Origin of the sequence: Chitinibacter sp. FCG-7, assembly GCF_040047665.1 — a bacterium.
GTDB lineage: Bacteria > Pseudomonadota > Gammaproteobacteria > Burkholderiales > Chitinibacteraceae > Chitinibacter > Chitinibacter mangrovi.
On sequence record NZ_CP157355.1, the window covers coordinates 2068019 to 2086799 of the forward strand.

17 protein-coding genes are annotated in these 18781 nt (G+C 48.7%); 10 read left to right on the forward strand and 7 right to left on the reverse strand.

What is annotated here, in order from left to right; genetic code table 11:
- Positions 1-135 precede the first annotated feature (135 nt).
- The gene (rpoH, locus tag ABHF33_RS09845; RefSeq protein ID WP_348943801.1) at positions 136-993 is read left to right on the forward strand and encodes an RNA polymerase sigma factor RpoH; all 858 of its coding nucleotides are present in this window, start codon (positions 136-138) and stop codon (positions 991-993) included.
- Between the two features lie 98 nt (positions 994-1091).
- On the opposite strand, the gene ABHF33_RS09850 is transcribed toward rpoH, so the two are convergent.
- The 3 genes from ABHF33_RS09850 to ABHF33_RS09860 form a co-directional block, all read right to left on the reverse strand.
- Complete coding sequence (locus ABHF33_RS09850; protein ID WP_348943802.1) at positions 1092-3044, reverse strand: EAL domain-containing protein; 1953 nt, start codon at positions 3042-3044, stop codon at positions 1092-1094.
- 17 nt (positions 3045-3061) lie between these two features.
- On the reverse strand, positions 3062-4582 hold the full coding sequence (locus ABHF33_RS09855; RefSeq protein ID WP_348946628.1) for an O-antigen ligase family protein: 1521 nt from the start codon (positions 4580-4582) through the stop codon (positions 3062-3064).
- Between the two features lie 122 nt (positions 4583-4704).
- Positions 4705-5250 carry a hypothetical protein gene (locus ABHF33_RS09860; RefSeq protein WP_348943803.1) on the reverse strand — a complete coding sequence of 182 codons (546 nt, stop codon included), beginning with the start codon at positions 5248-5250 and terminating at the stop codon, positions 4705-4707.
- A gap of 574 nt (positions 5251-5824) precedes the next feature.
- Here ABHF33_RS09860 and ABHF33_RS09865 point away from each other — a divergent pair.
- The 9 genes from ABHF33_RS09865 to ABHF33_RS17020 all read left to right on the forward strand — a co-directional run bounded on the left by ABHF33_RS09865 (position 5825) and on the right by ABHF33_RS17020 (position 13932).
- Entirely contained in the window at positions 5825-7180 is a 1356-nt protein-coding gene (locus ABHF33_RS09865) for an undecaprenyl-phosphate glucose phosphotransferase (RefSeq protein WP_348943804.1), read from the forward strand.
- A 13-nt stretch (positions 7181-7193) separates the two neighbouring features.
- Positions 7194-7892, forward strand: a complete 699-nt coding sequence (locus tag ABHF33_RS09870) for a WecB/TagA/CpsF family glycosyltransferase (RefSeq protein ID WP_348943805.1) — start codon at positions 7194-7196, stop codon at positions 7890-7892.
- Between the two features lie 2 nt (positions 7893-7894).
- Positions 7895-9094 (forward strand): hypothetical protein, encoded by a 1200-nt coding sequence (locus tag ABHF33_RS09875; RefSeq protein WP_348943806.1) that lies wholly within the window; start codon positions 7895-7897, stop codon positions 9092-9094.
- Complete coding sequence (locus ABHF33_RS09880) at positions 9084-10028, forward strand: glycosyltransferase (protein WP_348943807.1); 945 nt, start codon at positions 9084-9086, stop codon at positions 10026-10028. The genes ABHF33_RS09875 and ABHF33_RS09880 overlap by 11 nt, the downstream gene beginning before the upstream one ends.
- Positions 10029-10051: 23 nt before the next feature.
- Positions 10052-11278 (forward strand): O-antigen ligase family protein, encoded by a 1227-nt coding sequence (locus tag ABHF33_RS09885; RefSeq protein WP_348943808.1) that lies wholly within the window; start codon positions 10052-10054, stop codon positions 11276-11278.
- A complete protein-coding gene (locus ABHF33_RS09890; protein ID WP_348943809.1) occupies positions 11271-12092 on the forward strand; it encodes a glycosyltransferase family 2 protein in 822 nt (273 codons plus the stop codon). Before ABHF33_RS09885 ends, ABHF33_RS09890 begins: the two co-directional genes overlap by 8 nt.
- A 68-nt stretch (positions 12093-12160) precedes the next feature.
- Positions 12161-12952: a nucleotide sugar dehydrogenase gene (locus ABHF33_RS09895; protein WP_348943810.1), complete on the forward strand. Its 792-nt coding sequence runs from the start codon at positions 12161-12163 to the stop codon at positions 12950-12952.
- The gene (locus tag ABHF33_RS09900; protein ID WP_348943811.1) at positions 12883-13440 is read left to right on the forward strand and encodes a UDP binding domain-containing protein; all 558 of its coding nucleotides are present in this window, start codon (positions 12883-12885) and stop codon (positions 13438-13440) included. Before ABHF33_RS09895 ends, ABHF33_RS09900 begins: the two co-directional genes overlap by 70 nt.
- Before the next feature lie 141 nt (positions 13441-13581).
- On the forward strand, positions 13582-13932 hold the full coding sequence (locus tag ABHF33_RS17020; protein ID WP_432803979.1) for a VanZ family protein: 351 nt from the start codon (positions 13582-13584) through the stop codon (positions 13930-13932).
- Positions 13933-14122: 190 nt separating this feature from the next.
- Here ABHF33_RS17020 and ABHF33_RS09905 read toward each other — a convergent pair whose 3' ends face one another.
- The 4 genes from ABHF33_RS09905 to ABHF33_RS09920 form a co-directional block, all read right to left on the reverse strand.
- On the reverse strand, positions 14123-14836 hold the full coding sequence (locus ABHF33_RS09905; RefSeq protein ID WP_348943812.1) for a transglutaminase-like cysteine peptidase: 714 nt from the start codon (positions 14834-14836) through the stop codon (positions 14123-14125).
- 13 nt (positions 14837-14849) lie between these two features.
- A complete protein-coding gene (locus ABHF33_RS09910; RefSeq protein ID WP_348943813.1) occupies positions 14850-15494 on the reverse strand; it encodes a hypothetical protein in 645 nt (214 codons plus the stop codon).
- Positions 15491-16213 (reverse strand): tyrosine-protein phosphatase, encoded by a 723-nt coding sequence (locus ABHF33_RS09915; RefSeq protein WP_348943814.1) that lies wholly within the window; start codon positions 16211-16213, stop codon positions 15491-15493. The genes ABHF33_RS09910 and ABHF33_RS09915 overlap by 4 nt, the downstream gene beginning before the upstream one ends.
- Before the next feature lie 372 nt (positions 16214-16585).
- On the reverse strand, positions 16586-18763 hold the full coding sequence (locus ABHF33_RS09920; protein WP_348943815.1) for a GumC family protein: 2178 nt from the start codon (positions 18761-18763) through the stop codon (positions 16586-16588).
- Between the last annotated feature and the right edge of the window lie 18 nt (positions 18764-18781).

Sequence of the window (18781 nt, forward strand, 5' to 3'; positions counted from 1 at the left end):
TCCGATAGTAATAATTACCGTGCAGTATGCTGCTGTTCTGTGATTCAATCATTGAACTCTCAACAGATTTAGCACTCTAGCAATAAGAGTGCTAATATTGAGCAGTCAATGTATTTTTGGACAGGAGATCGAATCATGAGTACTGCACTAACGCTACCTGCACTATCTGTTGGTGACAGCATTGAGCGTTACGTTCAGCGTGTGAACGCGTTTCCGATGCTCACTCCGGAAGAGGAGCACGATCTGGCTACCCGCCATCAAGAACACAATGATCTGGATGCCGCCCGTCAGCTGGTGCTGTCGCATTTGCGCGTAGTGGTCTCGATTGCCCGTGGTTACAGCGGCTATGGCTTGCAGCAAGCCGATCTGATCCAGGAAGGCAATATCGGCCTGATGAAAGCCGTGAAACGCTTTGAAGCCAGCCGTGGCGTGCGCTTATATTCTTTTGCCGTGCACTGGATCAAAGCCGAAATTCATGAATACATTCTGCGCAACTGGCGTCTGGTGCGTATTGCCACCACCAAAGCGCAGCGCAAACTGTTTTTCAATCTGCGCTCGATGAAGTCCAGCTTTGCCGCGTTGACCCATACTCAGGCCAAAGAAATTGCCGATGATCTGGGCGTTAAACCCGAAGAAGTGCTGGAAATGGAAACCCGGATGACCGGGCAGGACGTCGCGCTGGTGGCTGATGATGGCGACGATGAAGGCTACGCACCGATTGACTGGCTGGCCGATAGCCATAGCGAACCGACTGCCGTGATGGCGCGTAATCGCCTGGATCAGCTGCAATCGGTAGGTATTGGCGCAGCGCTGGATTCGCTGGATGAACGTAGCCGTCGCATTATCGAGGCGCGCTGGCTGACTGATGAAGGCGAATCTTCGACCCTGCACGATCTGGCGGCTGAGTTTCAGGTCTCTGCCGAGCGTATTCGCCAGATCGAAGCCAAAGCCTTGCAAAAAATGAAGCAGGCGCTGCTGCCCGCCATGGTGTAAATACCTGTGGTGAATGCTGGCGAGTGCCGAAAATGACGCAGAAAAAAGGAGAACCTCGGTTCTCCTTTTTTATTGCTTGATGTACTTGGCGATGCGGCTTAAATCACTTCGCTTGGGCGGCCAATCAAGTAGCCTTGTGCGGCTTTCAGCTGCATGTCTTCCAGTTGTTGCCATTGTTGCTGCGTTTCCACGCCTTGGGCAATGGTCAGGATATTGAGCGAATCGGCCACTTGCAGCAGCGAGGCAATCATCTGGCGCGAATCCTGATGATCGTTCATATCCCGGATCAAGCGCCGATCAATCTTCACGTATTGTGGGCGCAGGGTTTGCATCAGCGATGCTGCGCTGGCGGAAAAACCGAAATGGTCGATGCCAAAGCGAAAGCCGCTATCGGCCAGTAGTTTGGCCAGCCGTTTGGCCAGCTCGGGGTGAGCCAGTAGCTGATGTTCCGGCACTTCAAATGCGATCCGGCTGGCGTAGGCTTTGATTTTATCCAGCTGCTGCAGAAAAATATCCTGCCCCTCTACCGTGCCCAAAGCGCCAAGCAGCCCCATATTGAGCGCGATGGATTCCCCGGCCAGAGTCGGGCTGGTTTTCAGCTTGCCGATAATCACCTCGAATAAAGAGCGCTCGGCTTCTTCCAGTAGGCCGTGGCGCGCGGCCATCGGCACAAACAGCGCGGCCTTGATCCAAGGCTGCTGATCGTGTTGCAGTGTGGCGGTAATTTCGTGGTGGAGTATTGCCTTGTGGGCTATGGTTTGCACTGGCTGCGACTGTATACCCCAGTGCTTGTTGCGAATGGCAGTTTGCAGCACTTCGCGCCATTCCTGCGAGCCACTGGGGTAGTCGTCGCCGCTGGTGCTGGCCGTGGTGCGCTGGATGCTTTCGCCACCGCCATACAAGGCCTGCTGCAAAGCTAGATCGACCGCGCCCAGCAGGCGGGATTTATTCATTCCGGCAGCAAAATCCACAATCGCCACCGCATAGCGGATCGGCTTGGGCATTTTGATGGTGATGCTGCGTAGCGAGAGCAAAATATCTTCGCTGAGCTGAACCAGCTGCTGCTCGTCCAGATCGTAGCGCAGCGCCAGCAGGGTGGTGCCATCGAGCCGTGCCACAATCTGCGCCTGTGGGCCGATGGTGTCGCGCAGTGCGCGGGCAAATTCGGCAATTGCCAGATCGCCATTCTGATAGCCTTCCTGCGTATTAAATTCGACCAGATTGGCCAGCTGAACGGCGATGGCCGCTGCGTTTTTGTCGTGCGGCTGGTTTTTCAGAATATGGTCAATCCTTAAATCTAGGCTGCGCCGGTTATCCAGCCCGCTGATCGGATCGGTAAAGGCCTGATGGCGGTATTCTTCGGCACGCTGCTGCTCAATGGCCAGAAACTGCCGTACGCGCTCAATCATCACGTTAAATGCTTCGACCACCCGGCGAAATTCGCGCGTGCCGGGCAGATCGCTGATCGGGTGAAACTGCCTTTGCTGTACTTGCTGCGCCGATTGCTCGATCTGGCGCAGTGGTTTAAGCAGCTGGCGCACCAGCACCACCATTAGTAGCAGGCTAATGATATAGACCAGACTCAGAATCGCCGTGGTGCGCGTCAGCGTTTTCCAGAGTTGCTGATACGCCAGCGCAGGATCGCTCACCACGACCACGCGGCCCATCTGTCGCCAGCCGTCGCTGATCAGCGCGCTGCCGGGCGTGAGCTCTAGCGGCAAGGCCGAGACAAACCAGGCGGGAACGCCTTCGATTGTTCTGGCCTGAGCCAGCTTGGCCAGGCTATTGCCGCGCACCGAAATAATCTCGATATGCAGGTAGTAGCCGCGATCAAGCAAGGCCTTGATCGCCGTTTCGGCCAGAATCACGTCGTCTTTGCCCAGCGCGCGTGCCAGCGGATAGGCTAGCGATGACGCCGCATCTTGCGCGGTGGCCGAGAGTTGCTCTTGCGCGTATTGGCGCGTACTCTGCACTCGCTCGATAAATAGCCCGGCCATCAGCACCGTAAACAATAAGGTGAGGCCGATTAAAAACTTGATCCGTAATGACATGATGGCCTTTGGCTCGATCAATCGGCCGCCGGGGGCGGCACACGGGTTAATGAAGGTGGCGCTTTATCGACCTGCGACGCACACCAGCCCAGCGCGATAATCACTGTAATCAGCAGCGCGTTGGCCGGAATCTGCAGATTGAAATCCACCGTGCTATGCAGCACGATCTCCAGCATCGCCATCAGTGCGCCCAGTGCAATGCCCTTGGCTACCGGGTGCGAGCGAGTCTGAATGGTGCGAATAATTCGCCAGAACGAGGCCAGAACCAGCAGTGCAAACAGGCTGGCGCCGATCACGCCGTAGTCTGTCAGGATTTCGACATAATCGTTATGAGCATGATCATAATAGCCGCGCGATTCGGCGGGGCGGTATTGCGGGAAAATCGAGTAGAAAGTCCCGGCTCCCGAGCCAAACCAGAAATAATCGGCAATCGCCGGGCGCGCATAGGCAATCGGCAGCGCGCGCTCTTCGACTGATTCTTCCAACCGGGGTTTGACAAAATTTAGCTCGTCGCTGGCTTGCTGCTGCGCCTGGGCGGCCAGCTCCTTTTTCTCGGCTTTGCTGATCTGCGTGGCCTCCAGCCGTGCCACGACCTTATCCAGCCCAACCCATTGCCCCAGAATCCAGATGTCGATGACGATCAGGCTGGCTAGCAGGACGAGCACCACTTTGCGTGTTTTCTGGCTATACACCGCGTATAGCGCCAGACTCAGCAGCATGGCGATGAAAAAACCGGCGTTACCCATGCGCGAGCGCGTCATCACCAGTGCAATCACCAAAATCACCAGCGCCAGTCGCAGCAGCATTTTCCGACTAAGCAGAAAATCCAGTCCATGCACCAGCCAGCGTTTGCTGGTGGCCGGGCTGGATTTTTCCAGCTGCACCAGAAACAGCCCAATCCCCACCGATAAACACATTGCCAACATGGCTGCGGTATTGTTGTGATAAACAAAAGTGCCGCGCATCCGGTCGTGCAGCACTTCGCTGGTAAACAGCTCGTACTGCGCCTCGACCGAAAACAGATAGCCGCCCAGTAAAGCCTGAAACAGAGCCATGCCAATCAGGGCATACGCCAGCGTATTCATCCGGCGGGCCGAGCGCACCAGCAACACCGTGAATAGAAAGGCCGAGGCGTAAATGAGGCACAAGGCCGCTTGCAGCTGGGTATGCGCGGCATTGAGCGACAAAGTTGCGCTGCCAAGCGGCGCAACGCGATGCCAAGTTTCCCCCACAGTGGGAGATAGTGTGGTCAAAATCGAATGAGGCAGGGGTATGGTCTGGAAAGTAATTACCAGTAATATACCCAGCAATATACCTATGGGGAGTTTGAATTGCAGGCAGCGCGCCCAAACCGCAGACCATTGCCCACGGAATATCCACACCGCACCCAGCCACAGCGCGCAAGTGAGCAAGAGCAAAATACCCACCGCCCAGGTACGATTGCTCGCCAAAGGCACGGGCGCCCAGACCAATTGCAGTATCAGCAGCCAGAACAGCGGCGCATCACGATCCGAACGGAGGTCGGCAGAATTGACCATCACGACAATACATCCTGAGCGTATCAACCGTTAGCAATGAGAAATGCGGCAGAACGATTGAACAACACAAAAAAAAGAAGATGCGCAAGGCATCTTCCCGGGTTTACCAAAAAAGGCACAAATTAATTACGCGAAACCGCAGAGCCGCCACCGCCGCCCAGTGAAGGCGCGCTAGGCAAGGCCAATACTGGCGCTGCAGCATTGCCAGCTGCAGGGGGAGCTGCGTTGTTGGCTGCAGGGTTGTCACCTGATGCTGTCGATTGTGCAAACTGTGCCGGGTCAAGACCTTTGCTCACGGCTGCTGCTGCAATGGCTTGCTCGGATACGCCTGCTGAAGCCAGGCCGCTGGCAATCTCGCTGCCTTTGGCACCTGCTGCTGACATAGCCGACATGATGGCATCGGTTTTTACGCCTGCTTTGGCCAAGCTGGCAGCCACGGCATCAGCTTTAAAACCCTGATTCAACAATGTCACCGCAACCTGATCAGCTGAAATGCCTGCAGCCAGTGCCGCCGCCGTGATGTCTTCGGCGGTTTTATTTTCTTTTTTCATGGTTTGCACCATGGCTTCGATCTGTGCAGGCGTCATTGTTTTATCAAACGCTGCAAAGGCAGTCAGGCTCAGCGACACTGATAGCGCCAGACCCAGAGCAATTGATTTTAAGTTCATGATTTTTAACCTATGAGGGTGAATACGTCATTGCCCCCGAGGGTAGTGAGATGGCACACAGTTGTCAACGTCATTTGCATGAAAAATGGGCAGGTGTGGGTGTTTTTGAGATTAAATTTTTCTTAAATTGAAAAACGCCGAACAGTATTCATTAAATTTGATTATTAGAATTTATTAATATTCAAATATATTGCCAATTAAATGTGCTGTTTTTGTAATTAATTAGACATGTAATATTTATGTTAAAATCATATGTAAAGATTAAACAAAAACAAGTGCATGCCGATTTGAAAAGTCGGGCAAAAGCGGATTGAGCCGCTACAGCAAATGCCTGCTGCGCCAAGCAATACAAGGCCTGAGCCAATGCCCAGCGGAGTGATGAACTGGGAAAACGGGCTAGCCACACTTCCACTCAATTGCCAATGGTATGAACTACCGCCAGCTGTGCTGGATGCGGACAGGCGTGTTGCTGCGCTATGCGCAAACTAGGGCTGCTGACTCAGCCCTGCGGCGCTATTGCCGCAAACACGAAATTTAAACCAAATTGAATAACCCGATGAGGCAGTAAGTATCAATGCGAAAAAGCGCAACTCGCCATGGCACAACCATTGTTAGCAAGCTGATTTTATTGTGCGACATGCTGGTCGTCTGGGGGGCTGCCTATGCTGCGGCCTACTGGCGGTTTGGCGACCCGAGTTTGCATAACAGCTATGCCACCCTAGTGCTGGCCACCAGCCTGATTATGGCGGGTGTGTCCTCGGCGGTGTACCAGTCTTTCCGCGGCGGCAGCTGGTGGGCCGTGTTTGCCCGCGCGAAGCTATGCTGGTTTGCTGTGTCCGTGCTGCTGATGGCCTGGCTGGTGTTCTCCAAAAGTGCCAGCGATTATTCGCGGCTGTTTATCGGCACCTGGATGGGGATAATGCTGATAGGGCTGCTGATCGAGCGCAGCAGCTTTATGCTAGTGCTGCGCTGGCTGAGCAAAAAAGGCTATCGCACCCGTGACGTATTGCTGGTGGGCACTGGCCCGATGAGCGCCGCGCTGAGCGATCGTGCCCGCCTATCTGCGTGGAGCGGCTATCGGATTAGCCAGATTGTGAATCCGCATGCACTGGAGCAAGTGGAGGATCTGGCCGATCACTATGACTTTGATGAGGTCTGGATCAATCTGGCTGCACACGACACCGAGCTCATCCCCAAGGTATTGCACGCACTGCGCCACAGCGCCGCCGATATTCGCGTGGTGCCCGATATGCTGACTTATCGCATTATCAACCACGGCATCACTTTCATCATGGGTGTGCCCATGCTGGATATTTCGGCCTCTTCGCTGGGCGGGATTAACAAGATCGTGAAGCTGGTGGAAGACTATATTCTGGCCATGCTGATTCTGCTGCTGATCAGCCCGATCATGATTGCCATCTCCATTGCGGTGAAAGCCACATCCCCAGGGCCGGTGTTTTTCAAGCAACGCCGCCATGGCTGGAATGGTGAAGAAATCACTGTATATAAATTCCGCAGTATGAAAGTGCACCAGGAAAGCGACGGCCATGTAAGCCAGGCCACCAAGGGCGACAGCCGCATTACCCCGCTAGGCGCATTTTTGCGCCGCACTAGCTTGGATGAACTACCGCAGTTTATCAATGTGCTACAAGGCCGCATGAGCATAGTAGGGCCGCGCCCGCACGCAGTAGAGCACAACCATCATTACAAAGAGCTCATCCCCCGCTACATGCTGCGCCACAAAATGAAGCCTGGTATTACCGGCTGGGCGCAAGTAAACGGCCTGCGCGGCGAAACCGATACGCTGGATAAGATGGAAGCACGGGTGGATTACGACCTGCATTATCTGGAGCACTGGTCTTTATTTCTCGATTTGAAGATTGTGTTTTTCACGATATTCAAAGGATTTATTAATAAAAATGCATATTAAGGCGTAGAGATTTATGCTCATTAATGTCAAAGGTGAATTTGATGTCACGACTGATATGGTCTGTGCTGATTATTCATTTCTTAATCTTGCCTCGTTATCTACAGCATTTGATTTTCCGCAGCAAGATATAAAGTATTTGTGCGATGGTATGCTGCTGTCTGCACTTTTTTCTATCCTAACTTTACATAAAGTTAGGCGATTTAGCTTCGATTTTACCTCCATTGCAGATCCTGTTTTTCGCACATGTGAAAATAATGGCCTGAGAGTTTTCTTTGTTGGTGGTAAAGATGCTGAGCTAGAGCGATTTATAGATAAAATCAAAAAACGTTATCCACTTCTAAATATCTCAGGATCCTCTGATGGGTATTTTACTAAGAGAAGAAGAGAGCAAGTAATTGAAGAGATTATTTCATCAGATTCAGAGGTGCTAATCGCAAGCTTAGGTGCAGGAATTCAAGAAGATTTTTTGAGGGATGTAAGGTGCAACGGATTTCAAGGCGTGGGTTTCACGTCTGGAGGTTTTATTCGACAAGAGTCATCTACAAGTACGAACTATTATCCTGTATGGGTTGATGTTTTAAAATTGAGGGCTTTTTATCGAATGTATAAGGAGCATCATACAATTAAACGTTATTTAATCAGCTATCCAGTAAATTGCTTTAGGTTGTTCTTTTATGTTTTATCATCAAAACTTAAAATAAGAATAATGTAGTCATGAAATCATTGTTAAAAGCTGTAGCAGGTAATGGCGGTGCTTCTTTAGCAAATCTAGCATTTGGCCTAGTTTTGCTTAAAGTACTGTCTGTTGAGGAATATGGCGTTTTTGCATTTTATGTGGTGTTGCAAGGGTTGGGTTTTGCTATATCGAATGCAGTATTCGGTTCGCCTTTGTTAAAGTATTCAGATTTTAACGATGAGTCGTTGAAAGTATTTTGCAATGTGAATTTGATATATACACTTTTTTTTGCCTTGCTAGTTTTCTTGACAGCATATTTTATGCTCGATGATCTCTATTCGGCTAGTGTACTTGCTCTTACATGTGTTTTTTCGTTGTTCAGATGGTTTCTAAGATTGTATTACGCGAACTTCGAGCGACATGAACCTGTATTTTATTGCGATTTGATATATTTTTTTATGGTGATGGGTTTTGCACTACTTATATTTGCAGTTGCCTCAGACAATTTTCAATTCGCCTGTTTAGGACTACTGTTGCCTGTATTCTTCTCTATGTTCTCGTTTGATCTCCGATTGTTACGTCATCATTTTGATTTTACTAATTTAAAACACTTTGATCTCTTTAAGAGAGGGTTTAAATCCCAAGGAAAGCATTCGCTTCAGGGGGTTATTGCTACTGAAGTAGTGAGTAGTGGACATAGTTATGCTCTAGCTGTATTTTTTGGCCCAGCGGCATTTGCGCCTATCGCATTTTTGCAGCTATTTTTCAGGCCAGTTGGAGTTGTTTTGACAGCCATTAGCCAGATAAAGAGACCTGTAGTTGCAAAGAAAATGCGTGATAAAGAATCATGCTGTACTGAATTAAAGCAAGGATTTATCCTTTCTTCCGCGTTTTTTTTAGTGAATTTTATCTTTGCGGCTATAGTTATTTTCTACTTTATTAATGCTTTTGAGAATAAGTTCAAATTAGATTCTGGAGTTTTGATTTTCTCCTTTTTACTTATCGCCCTTTCAAGCACTCTAAAGGTATTCAGGAATTCCTCGAGTATACTGTTGCAGGCTGCTGATCAATTTCGATATCTTGCTAGATCTACGTTACTGTCCGCGGTGTTGTGCATTTCGTTAGTTGGGCTAATGATTTATTTGAAGGAGCCCTATTTAACTTTAATTCCAATTGTACTAGCTGACTTTCTGCTTTATTTACTGATGAGAAATCGGGCTAAAAAATATGTCAACTAATTTTAAAATCTGTATCGGGGTTCCTACATTTAAACGTAAAGAAAGCCTCGAAGAGTTAATGGACTCTCTCAATAACTTGTCATTTAATTATCTCCCAATTGATGTATTCGTTGCAGACAATGACTCTGTTCAGCAAATGGGCGTAAAAACGATAGCTTCTATGTCGACATCGCTGACTAACCTAAAGGTAAGTACTTCAGTAGTTTTAGGCAAGGGTATAAGCGCAGTAAGAAATAGAATTATGGAATTTGCATTTTTTGAGAATGATTTCGATTTTTTAGTAATGATCGATGATGATGAGTTCGTAGATTCATCATGGTTGGTTGAGCTTATGAATACTCAAAAAACTTATAATGCTGATGTGGTCGGTGCTCACATCCTACCTGATTTTACTCATGTCAAAAAAAAATCATGGATGGAACATTTAAATATATATTTTGATAGCCCTAGGCAAGACGGTGCTACAGATCTGATTGAGGCATCCGGTGCTGTTCTATTATCTCGTAATTTTTTTAGAAAAAATCCAACTTTACAATTTGATTTAGAGTTTGGTCTCACAGGTGGAGAAGACAAAGATTTTTTTATTCGAGCTAAAAAATTAGGTTGCACATTTGCATATGCGCGAAATGCAATATGTTATGAGGCTATCCCTTTGGCTAGAGCAACTATTCAATGGGCATTTTGGCGATCTTATCGAATTGGTAGCTGTGATGCACGGATATCAATTAAATACTCTAGCAAACCAAATGTCCAAAAAGTAAAGATAATTGCGTATTCTACTTTTGCTGTGTGCGCTAATATTATCCTTTTAATTGGTGATTTGTTGAATCCTAGCCGAATGCCCAAGAGACTCTGTTCGATTGCTAGGCAGCTTGGAAAGGTATCATCAGTATTTAGATTGAATAAAAAATTCTATGGGGGTGATGTTTGTTGAATCAACAAAATTACGAGTCCAAATTGACAGAATGGTTCTCAATTATTGGGTATGTACTACTGATATATTCCTGTTCTGTAGGTTTTAAGCTATTTGCAGGTGAGGGCAATATCAGCGATTTGATTGAAACTGGGCAGGGTGATCTAGTTAAGCAGCTTGCATTTATAGCGTGCCTGTCATTAGCGATGTTGGCTATTTTTACGTCTAAAGTTAAAGCTCGCATTATTTACCTTCAGCCATATTTTTTATTTGCCTGTGTTATTTTTCTCTATTTTGGCTTGACATTGACTTGGTCAGAGGTTCCTGATGTCGCCTTCCGAAGGCTCGTCAATACTGTAATTGTATTTATGTGTGGTTATACCTTTGTATCAATACTTGGTATAGAGAAAAGTTTAAATATTTTGCAGTTGGTGCTTCTGATCTTAATTGGCTTGTCTTACTTATCTATTCCTATCGTACCGGAAGCTAAGCATACATATAGTGCACTTGACTTCGAGCTAGTAGGCAGTTGGAAAGGTCTGTTTCCCCATAAGAATGTATCCGGTATGCTGGCTTCCATTCTGGTTGGGTTACTTGTAATTGACTATTTTAGAGCTAAAAAAACATATCTATTGATTCTTGTTTTTTTATGTACTCTTTTTCTTTTAATGACTAAGTCGAAATCATCAATATATTTGCTTATTCCAACCTTGATTTATGCATTTTACATGTCTTCCAATTTTGATCGTCGAGTGGTGAGTTTCGTTGCTTCATTGAGTTTTGTTTTCTTGATATTTTTTGTGTTTCTTCTGTTTTTATTTGTGTTGAATAAAGTAATTTCCTCTGATGCATTCACAGGGCGTGGTGGTATATGGGAGGTTGTGTCTGCAATAATAGCTGATAATTATTTACTTGGCGTAGGTTTTTCGTCTATTTTTCATGTGGGTTTGAATTCGCCTCTTTATGATTATACGTCTGGATGGGAGGTCTTGGCAGCAAGTGCACATAATGGATATTTTGATATTGCAGCACAAACTGGATTAATTGGTTTTTTGTTGACTGTAATATTTTTGTATCTCATTGTTCGAATGTTAACCATGGATTGGGGCTTGAGAAATTTAGTTTTAAAAATGAGCTTCTTGTTTGTTTTTATGCTGCTTCATAATATCACTGAGTCTTCTCTATTTGATACAGCAAAATCTGGATGGTTGATTATGGTTTTGGTTTACTCTATGGTTGTTCAGCTTGGTCGAGAAAAAAATAATGGTTAAATTTTCAGTTATCATCCCTACCTATAATCGAGTAGATTTGACGCAAAGAGCCGTTGATAGTGTTCTATCCTGCCCAGGTAGTGAATATTCTGAAGTTATAGTAATTGATGACTGCTCATCTGATAGTTATCAATCTTTGAATTTGAGAAAACATGATAAATATTTTAGATTGAAAAGTAATCAGGGTGCCGCATTTTGCCGTAACTATGGTATGGATCTGGCCGTAGGCGAGGTTATATATTTACTTGATAGTGATGATTATTTTATATTCAGAGATTTTCAGGAAGACTATAATTTTATATTAAATTCAGATGCAAGCGCTTTCTATTGCGATATGAAGTCTGGTGCTTCATGCTCTAAATTTCCAAATAATGTTGACCATAGCAATTTTCTTGATTTTACTTTAAATCGACATGAAGGTATTGCAAATACATGTACTCTGGTTTTTTTGTCGGCTCGAAAGTTTCGCTTTACATCAGGTTTGCCAAGGCATCAAGATTGGGATTTCTTGTACCGTAATATATTCAAGAAAGGCGGACAACTAAAAAAGCTGGGAGGTTTTGTTTTTATTGATAGAAGTGATAAAAAATCGATATCAAGAGCCGGTACCCCAGAAAAATCATATATTTGGCTCGATTATATGCAAAATGAGTTAAGCGCAGATCAATACTGTAATCTTCGATACCATGTTCTATCGCATTTTTGCAGTGAATATTCTTGGCCTAGTTTTTTTAAATTAGGATTTAGATTGGTTCTGCAACGTAGATTGTCTGTGTTTAAGTTTATTAAAAGATTTGTGCAGAGATTTCTCTGATTGAAGATTGTTTTTTCTTGAATGATTTGATAAATTTTTAGTATCTAGTTTTTAAAGAGGTCTGCGTTATGAGTATTGTAGCTGTTTTAGGTTTGGGTTATGTAGGCTTGCCGTTAGTGGTCGAATTTGGTAAGAAAACGCGCACAATTGGCTTTGATATCTCTGAGCATAAAGTTGAGAAATGTCGGGAGGGTAAAGATCCTTCTTTTGAATTGTCTGATGAAGAGATGGCATCAGCGATCCATGCTGAGTACTACTCTGATCCTGCCGTTTTGAAGGATGCTGATTATATTATTGTTGCTGTCCCGACTCCGGTTGATGATGCGCATCGACCTGATTTCTCACCATTAATCGGTGCGAGCCAATTTATCGGTAGCTATTTGAAAAAAGGTGCAATTGTCATTTACGAATCGACTGTTTATCCTGGCGCTACAGAAGAAATTTGTATTCCTGAGATTGAAAGAACTTCAGGAATGAAATGGAAGGAAGATTTTTTTGTAGGTTATTCACCTGAACGTATTAATCCAGGTGATCGTGAGCGTACCTTAACTACGATTATGAAAGTAGTATCTGGTGATACACCTGATACTTTAGAAAAAGTAGCAACTCTTTATGAGCAGATTGTAAAACCAGGTGTACATCGCTGCAGCACGATTAAAGCGGCGGAAGCGTGCAAAGTGATTGAAAACACCCAGCGTGACTTGAATATTGCATTGATGAATGAGTTGGCTATTATTTTCGATAAACTTGAAATTGATACTAATGAGGTTTTAGATGCTGCAGGTACTAAATGGAACTTTCTCAAGTTCAAACCCGGCTTGGTAGGGGGCATTGCATTGGCGTTGACCCCTACTACTTAACTCATAAAGCTGAAATGGTCGGTTATCATCCACAAGTAATATTGGCAGGTCGACGCATTAACGATGGCATGGGTAAATATATTGCAGAACAAACGGTCAAGCAGATGATTAAGACCGGGAGCTATATTAAAGGTGCTAGAGTAAATATTTTAGGTTTAACATTTAAAGAAAATTGCGCTGATTTGCGAAATTCAAAAGTAATAGACATTATTAACGAATTGCAGAGTTATGGTGTTGAGGTGTCGGTACATGATGCTCAGGCTGACGCCGATGAGGCCTATGAAGAATATGGTGTTCGATTAGCTGATTGGACGCAATTACCCCGTGCAGACGCTACTATTTTGGCCGTTAGCCATAAAGAATATCTTGCCTTGGAAGCAGAGGATATCGCTCGACAAATTATTAGAGGGGGATGTGTTATTGATGTGAAAGGCGTTCTCGATCAAAAAGCGCTTGAAGCAGAAGGGCTTAAAGTATGGCGTCTATGATTTGCTAAAGAAACATTTGGCTATCTAAGTGAATTATTAATATTTAGTTCAATTACAATGTCAAATCGTGTAGAAGCAGGGTTGCTTGCTGCTTCATATTTTTATTGGATCTCATTCGATCCTTTATTAAATCAGGGGTATATGCATTTATCACTTGTGTTCAGGCTTGCACTCGTAACCGCAGTGCTGTGGCTGTTACGAGCTTGGCTTTCTTTGCCTGACGTCCGCTTGCTCTATCCTGTACCGATTGATAAATACGTCCATGCTGGTGTGTTCTTCTGTATTCCGTTTTTGCTCGCGTGGGCTACGCGATGGCATGTATGGGTATTGCTCTGTGGGCCAATCGCATTGGGCGCTTTAGAGGAATACCTGCAGCAGTATCAGCCGGGGCGCTCACCTGAGCTGGCTGATTGGCTGGCTGGGTCGACTGGTGTGGTGACCGCATGCTTGGTGATTGGAGTGTGGCGCTGGTGGCGGAGGCGGGCTGCTTAGTTTGTTGGCATTGTAGAAATCCCTTTGTCCTAATAGTGCAAAAAGCCCCCCTAGCCCCCCTTCGACGAAGGGGGGAACGACTGCGAAAAACTTCTGTAGTTGCTCATGTTCACACAGGGGAGTGCTGCTGATTGATCCCGCCTTTTTCCATGAGTCAAAATCCAGATTTTTACGTTAATGCTATTTCTGACTACATGGCCTGTTCGCGGGCCATTTTTTCTTTTAGTTCGCGCCAGAAGCGGATTTGGCTGGCGCTGCCTTTGCGCTGGGTGTTGCCGGTCCAGATGTCGTCGTCGTTAAAGCTGTATACCGGCTCCAGGTCGGTGCGCTGCGAGGCGGGTTTGATGTCGCCGATCAGGTTGTCCAGGATGAGGGGTTCGGCTTCCGGGGTGGGGTACCAGGCCAGTACCATATGGGCTTCGTTGCGGCGCAGCGCGCGCACATACACCATGCGCAGCTGGCCTACGGGGGCACCCAGCTCGCGCAGGCTAAAATATTTGCCTGCGGCGTAGTCTTCGCAATCGCCACCGTTAGACCCTAGCATTTCGATGGGGGTGGCCCAGTAGTCTTCCGTGCCCCAGTGCGTCTGGTCGCTGTAATAAGGAATGCGGTTAAAGAATGCGTTGGTGATTTTTAATGTGTTCAGGGTGGCGCTGTTATTGCTGCTGGTCCATTGGTTTTCCGCTTTGGGTTTTTGCTCCTGCACCACTTCTTGCCAGGCCAGCAGGCGCTGGTAGGCAGGCGTACCCCATTTCCGGCTTACTGCATTAAGCAATTTGCTGGAAAAATCAGTGAGCCCGGCGCTCACTGTTAGCGCGCAGGCCAGCCCCAGAGCGAGGGTGATCCACTTTAGCTGGCGCAGGCGAGGCGATTTGGGCTGGTGGTGGGCGGCTATTTGCGGCAATTGGGGCTGTAATTCAGAATGTCAGGTTGGGATAATTGGCCTGTAGTTTACGCACTTTTTGTTGCTGTTGCTGTAGCGCTCGGTTTTCCAGTTGGCGGATTTGGGCGTGCATTTCAGGTGTGAGGCGTGGCCAGTTCTGGTAGCCGGCATTCAGCAGTGTGAGCTGGATGTCGGCTTCATGTGGGGCTATGCGCTGCGCGCGCTGAAATAGCTGGGCAAATTCGGCGTCGGCTTGCCCCAGATACGCTTTAAATTGCACCAGATTGGCCATGCTGTGGATGTTGTTGGGTTGCACATTCAGCGCCATGCGGTAGTGCTCGCTGGCCTGCTGGTAAAACCGGTCGCGTATGGCGGGGGCTTGCTGTGCCTTGATGGCGCGAAATACCTGCAGCCGTGCCAGCTCAATGTGGTATTGTGCGACAGCAGGGCAGGCGCGGTTGGCTTCTTGCAAGGCGTCGCGCGCGGCAATCCAGTCTTCCAGTTCAAAAGCCTGTTGCGGGTTGCTGAGCCAGCGGTCTATCTGCTTGCGCGCTTGCAGCGTATGCAGGTCGTACCAGGCTTGCTGCAGGCTGGGCCAGATAATCAGTACGCTGAGCATCATGCCCAGCGCGATGGCGGCCATGCTGATCAGGTTGGTGATGCGTGGGCTCAGCTTCATGCCGGGTTTCCAATAATACGCTGCGGGTTGTCGATGACCAGCATATCGGCATAGTCCTGCCCGTGCAGGGCGCAGACTGCGGCGTGGCCTTGTTGCAGGTTAGGTGGGCGGTAATCGGCGTTGTGGCAGTCGCTGGCCATCGCATATACCCAGTCATTATCCATCAGTAATTCGGCGGTTTTTTTGGCGCTGCGGCCAAATTGGCCCAGCAGTGATCCGGCGGTGATCTGTAGCCAGCAGCCCAGATCGAGTAAGGCTTGCAGCTTGTCGGGCTTGGCCTGGATGGCCAGATTCCGCTCCGGGTGGGCAATCAGCGGGCGTATGCCGCGCTGCAAAAAATGGCGTACCAGTTGCTCGTTGCCTACCGGAACCAGCTTGTCGGGAAATTCCAGCAGCATGATCTTCATGCCATCTACTTCACCCAAATAGGGTATTTCATCGCGTTCCAGTAGCGGCAGTATGTCTTCACCCAGCCGCACTTCGCCGCCCAAGCGTATTTGCAGCGGTATTCTGCGGCTATTGAGGTGCAGCTGGAAAATCTCCAGCTCGCAGCGCAGCTGGGTTTGCTGGTTGTTCCAGCGGGCAGGGTAAATATGCGGAGTGAGCACGGCGGTGTGAATGCCGTTGGCTACCGCCAGTGCAGCCAGACTCAGCGCCGCCTCCATATTGCTTGGGCCGTCGTCAATGCCGGGAAGGATGTGGCAGTGTAGGTCTATCATGCTGCAGCGCGTGCCTTTATCAATATCTACGCAATCTCTTCATCATTATTTCCCCTGGGTGATGGGGGGATTTTGGCGTTATTAGAACAATATTTTACTGCCCAAATAAAGTGAAATCCCCCTTTGTCAAAGGGGGAAGTGGTCCATTTTACTGGCATACAGCGCGTATTGAGTACCTTGCTTGCTATTCTGTCGGGCGTTAATCATGCGTAGGGTGGCTTAGGCCGCCACGATCTTGCCTAAAACTACAAAAGGTTTTTCGGCCGTAACCCACCATCACGCTACTCTGATTAATATCACGCCCCGGTGGATACGCGGCATAAAACCGCCTATCCATCCTACGAACTCAGGGGTATTGCCCTGCAGACCAATCTAGCTGCCGTATGCCTTGCCATACTGCCCATAGGCTCCGTACTGGCCGTGGTAGCGTTCGGCTTTTTTGTAGTCCAGATGGCCTAGCGTCACACCCATGATATGCCCGCCCGCCTGACTGATGCGAGCCAGGCTCTTCTTGGCTAATGGATGCGCAGTTTCCTGTGCACGCGCTACAAAAATGGTGTTGGTACACAGCGGTGCGAGCACCAGCGGATCGCTCACCAGACCCACCGGCGGGGCGTCGATCACGATCATTTCAAATTGTTCGTTCAATTGCGCCAGCAGCTCGGCAAAGCGTTTGGACATCAGGATTTCCAGCGAATTCGGTGGTGCATCACCGGTGCCGATGCAGAGTAAATCGCTGCCGGGTACACGCTGCAAGCATTCGCTCAGCGTGGCAGTACCGGTAACCAGATTGGTCAGGCCTTTGGCCGCAGGATTCAGCCCCATTTTGCGCGCCATGCCCGGCTTGCGCAGGTCGGCATCAATCAGCAGCGTTGGGCGGGTGCTGGCCAGCGACAGCGCCAGATTGGCGGCGAACGTGGTTTTGCCTTCGTTCGGCAAGCTGGAGGTAATCAGCAGCGAGCGTTGCGTGCTGTCGATAGAAGACAGGGCAACGCCAGTACGCGCGGTGTAAATCGCTTCGGCGTAGATTGATTTGGGGTCTTCCACCACCAGACGGCCATTGTTGGATGCCTGCTTTTTCGGCAGCAGCGGCAGGGCGGCGAGCAGCGGCAAGCCCAGCAGGCGCTCTACATCGTCGCTGCTGTTAATGGTGTTATTGAGTCGATCCAGCAAAATAGCTGCTGCAGCTGCGGTGAGCAGGCCAAGCAGGAAGGCCATCAGGATGATTTGCGCTTTTTTCGGTTTGATGGGCTTGAGCGGGATGCTGGCATTGTCCACAATCCGCGCAATCGCCGATTGTAGATCTTGCGCAGCAGATGTTTCTTTCGCACGCTCCACAAAGCTTTCATACACTTGGCGGTTGGCAGCGGCTTCGCGTTCCAGTACGCCTAGCTGGACTTCTTTGCGGTTCAGATTGGATACATTGCCACGGGCTTGCCCGAGTACACCGGCAATCGCCTGCTCGGTGCCCAGTGCGGCCTGGTAGCTTTGGCGCAAGCTGCCCACTACGGCATCGACTTGGCGCTTGGCGTTGGCGCGGGCGGCTTTCAGCTCAGCTTCTGCCTGCACCATGCGCGGGTGCTCGGTGCCATAGCGTTGCGACAGCTCGGATACCTTGCGCTCTGCTTCAGCTTCTTGTCGCTTGGCGTCGGCGACTTGGGGGTTGGTAATCACGGCGGGTACGCTGCTGTAATCGCCATTTTTTACGCTAGTGACTTGGCGGTAGGCATTTTCAGCCTCGGCACGTTTCATTTTTGCCGCAATCAGTTGCTCGGTGGTGTTGCTGATCTGGGCTGCTGCGCCACCTTGTGCTTCCTTGCCCAAGGAGATAATTCCATTGGCTTCACGGTATTGTTGCAGTGCTTTTTCTGAAGCATCGAGCTTCTGGCGCAAGCCTCCCAGGCGTTCATTCAGCCATTTGGCGGCGGTTTGCGCCATTTGCATGCGCGCATCGCGATCGCTCTCGATATACATTTCGGCCAGTTTGCTCGGTACGCTGGCAGCCAGCTTGGGGTCGGTGCTGGTAAAGCTGATCTTGGCCAGTTGGCTAAGACGCACTAGCTCGACATCCAGATTTTTCTCGAACACCGGATACACTGCTGCAGCCAGGCTGTCTTCATTCCAGCTGATCTGCTCTTCATCCTGGGTTTTCAGAAATTGCGACCAGAAGGTTTTTTTGCTGGCGGCCAGGCGCGGGTCGTAGTCCGGGTGCTCCCAGAGTTTCAGCGCCTTGATCGTGCTGATGGCCAGATCGCGCGATTTCAAAATCTCGGCTTGCGTCTGGAAATATTCGCGGTTGGCTGATACGCCGGAATAGACTTCTTCGACCGACAGAATTTTCTGGCGGCTCGATTCGATCAGCACCGTGGTGGTTGAGCGGTAAGACGGCGCAATCGAGAACACCACCGCAGTGGCAACGGCGGCCACGGTCAGCGCAAATAAAATAATTGCCCATTTACGTTTGTTGAGGCTGCGCCAGTATTCAAGCAGCGGATTGGGTTCCGTGCCCGTGCCTGGCAGGGCGCCAAGAAGATTCTGAGCCTGATTCATATTACGTTTGATCCTTGT